The organism is Leptotrichia sp. (genome assembly GCF_057270615.1).
In genome coordinates this window covers 1-3,266 of record NZ_DBHIXN010000099.1, presented here as the reverse complement: position 1 = coordinate 3,266, position 3,266 = coordinate 1, and the positions used below count along the sequence as shown (strand labels likewise).

Below are 3,266 nucleotides of genomic sequence, written 5' to 3'. Positions count from 1 at the left end.
ATATTTTTGTAACAAATGTTTGACATCTATACAAAAAAATACTTGACAAAAAACGATTACTGTTGTAAACTATATAATGTAAAAAGATTACAAACGTAAACATTAAAGGAGGTAAGAATGTGAAAGAAAATTGCAGAATCGATAAAAAACAGCATATAACCGATGCAGAATGGGAAATAATGCGAGTTGTGTGGGCAAATAGCGAAGTTACGAGCAAGTTTGTGGCAGAGGTGCTTTGTGAGAAAATGAACTGGAAACCGGCTACAATAAAGACGCTGTTGAATCGGCTGCTGGAAAAGAATATTTTGAAAAAGAGGGAAATTGGGAACAAGTATATTTATTTGACGGATTTTACAGAAAAAGAAGTTGCTAACAGTTATATATTAGGAACTTTTGATAAAATTTGTAAAACGAAAGTTGGAGAAATGATAGGGAAAGTTATTGAGAACAGTGAACTGAGTTTTGACGACTTGGATTTGATTTTAAAGGCTGTAGAGGAAAGGAGGAAAACGGCTGTGGAAGAAGTTTTGTGTGATTGTGTTGAAGGGCAGTGTAATTGCGAACATAGTGGACATAAGCATATTTAAGATATAGTGTACTAAATGAAGGAGGAAAAGATTATGGTAGAAAAAAACTATACAGTAACTGGAATGAGCTGTGCATCTTGTGCCAATGCTGTGGAAAAGGCACTTAATAAAAATAATGATATTAACGCTTCAGTTAATTTTGCAACTGAAAAATTGAATATTGAATATGATGAGAAAAAATATAATTTTGACAAAATTAGGGAAATAGTGGAGTCGGCTGGGTATGGACTGGTTGAGGATATGACAGAAGATAAAAAGATGGAGGGGCAGTGTAATTGCGAACATAGTGGACATAAGCATATTTAAGATATATTGTACTAAATGAAGGAGGAAAAGATTATGGTAGAAAAAAACTATACAGTAACTGGAATGAGCTGTGCATCTTGTGCCAATGCTGTGGAAAAGGCACTTAATAAAAATAATGATATTAACGCTTCAGTTAATTTTGCAACTGAAAAATTGAATATTGAATATGATGAGAAAAAATATAATTTTGACAAAATTAGGGAAATAGTGGAGTCGGCTGGGTATGGACTGGTTGAGGATATGACAGAAGATAAAAAGATGGAACTTTATCAAGAGAAAATAAAAAGCTTGAAAAATCGATTAATTTTGGCAATTATTTTTGTTGTTCCACTTTTGTATATTTCGATGGGGCATATGCTTGGGGCAGCACTTCCTGAATTTTTGAATCCTAAGGTAAATCCGCTTAATTTTGCGTTGGCACAGTTTGTGTTGACTTTGCCTATTATTTATGCTGGGAGAGATTTTTTTTCACATGGATTTAAAAATTTAGTAAGAAAATCTCCAACAATGGATTCATTAATTGCTATTGGGGCAACAGCGGCGGTACTCTATGGAATTTACGCAACTTTTAGAATTGTAACTGTAGACCCTGAAGCACATATGGATTTATATTATGAGTCGGCTGGTACAATTATTACGTTAATCTTGTTTGGAAAACTGCTGGAGGCAAAAACAAAAGGTCAAACTTCATCGGCAATAAAAAAACTTATCGGACTTCAACCTAAAAAGGCTAAAATTATTGAAAATGGAGCGGAAAAGGAAGTTCTGATTGAAAATTTGAAAGTTGGAGATATTGTTATTGTGAAGCCGGGAGAAAAAATTGCGGTGGATGGAAGAATTGTGGAAGGGGCGACTTCTGTTGATGAGTCAATGTTGACAGGAGAAAGTTTGCCAGTAAGCAAAAAAGTTGGAGATAAGGTTGTTGGAGGAAGTATAAATAAAAATGGAAGTATCAGATTTGAAGCGACTGAAATTGGTAAAAATACAGTTTTGTCACAAATTATAAAGCTGGTTGAGGAGGCACAGGGGTCAAAGGCTCCGATTTCTCGAATGGCAGACATTGTGTCGGCATATTTTGTGCCGATTGTTATTGGGATTGCGATAATTACAGGGATTGCTTGGTTTCTGAGTGGAAGTGGATTGGTTACTGCATTGTCGTTTTTCATCGCTGTACTTGTAATTGCGTGTCCGTGTGCATTGGGACTTGCAACACCTACATCAATAATGGTTGGAACTGGAAAAGGGGCTGAAAACGGTATCCTTATCAAAAGTGGAGAAGCTCTTGAAACAGCATACAAAATAAAAACAGTTGTATTTGACAAGACTGGTACGATTACGAAAGGAAAGCCTATACTTACTGATTTGATTGCTTATGGGAAATATAATGAAAATGAATTGTTAAAAATTGCTGCAAGTGTGGAAAATGATTCAGAACACCCATTGGCAGAAGCAATCGTAAACAAAGCAAAAGAGAAAAATATTGAAATTAAGCCGTATGAAAAATTTAGGGCAATGCCAGGTTACGGTATTCGTGCAACATTTGAAGGCAAGGAAGTTCAAATTGGAAATAGAAAATTGATGGAAAATCGAAAAATCAATGTGGAAATTTCTCAAAAAGATTATGATATTTTGTCGAATGAAGGAAAAACGCCAATGTACATTTCGATTGATAACGAATTTGCGGGACTTGTTGCAGTTGCAGATGTTATCAAGGAAACAAGCAAGGAAGCTATAGAAAAACTGAAAAAAATGGGAATCAAGACAATAATGCTAACTGGAGATAACGAAAAAACTGCCAAATTTATCGCAAAACAAGTGGGAATAGATGATGTAATTTCAGAAGTGCTGCCTAATCAGAAATCTCAAAAAGTAAAGGAACTTCAGGAAAAAGATGAATTTGTTGCAATGGTTGGAGACGGAATTAACGATTCACCAGCATTGGCTCAAGCAAATGTTGGAATTGCAATAGGAAATGGAACAGATGTTGCGATAGAATCGGCTGATATTGTCTTAATTAGAAACGATTTGAGAGATGTTGCAGGTGCAATAGCATTAAGTAAAGCGACAATCACAAATATAAAGGAAAATCTGTTTTGGGCATTCTTTTATAATGTACTGGGAATTCCGTTTGCCGCTGGAATATTTTACGCATTCTTCAATGGTCCAAAATTGGATCCGATGATAGCGGCTTTTGCAATGTCATTTAGTTCAGTATCTGTTTTGGGGAATGCTTTGAGATTGAAATTTTTTAAAGTTAAATAGAATTTTAAAAAATAGGTTGAAGTTTACAATATTATAATTTATAAATAGAAAATGACTTAATACCTTTTAATAAATAGCAATTTACAAACTTGTAGAAATGATATAAAAAAA

General features: G+C 34.4%; 3 protein-coding genes. All 3 read left to right on the top strand.

The window, feature by feature from the left end; translation table 11 throughout:
- Nucleotides 1-119: 119 nt before the first annotated feature.
- The 3 genes from ACO409_RS10465 to ACO409_RS10455 are packed head-to-tail and all read left to right on the top strand — an operon-like array spanning nt 120 to nt 3,155.
- Complete coding sequence (locus ACO409_RS10465) at nt 120-587, top strand: CopY/TcrY family copper transport repressor (protein WP_485557031.1); 468 nt, start codon at nt 120-122, stop codon at nt 585-587.
- A 33-nt stretch (nt 588-620) separates the two neighbouring features.
- Complete coding sequence (locus ACO409_RS10460; RefSeq protein ID WP_315048546.1) at nt 621-893, top strand: cation transporter; 273 nt, start codon at nt 621-623, stop codon at nt 891-893.
- A gap of 33 nt (nt 894-926) precedes the next feature.
- Entirely contained in the window at nt 927-3,155 is a 2,229-nt protein-coding gene (locus ACO409_RS10455) for a heavy metal translocating P-type ATPase (RefSeq protein WP_485557030.1), read from the top strand.
- Nucleotides 3,156-3,266 lie beyond the last annotated feature (111 nt).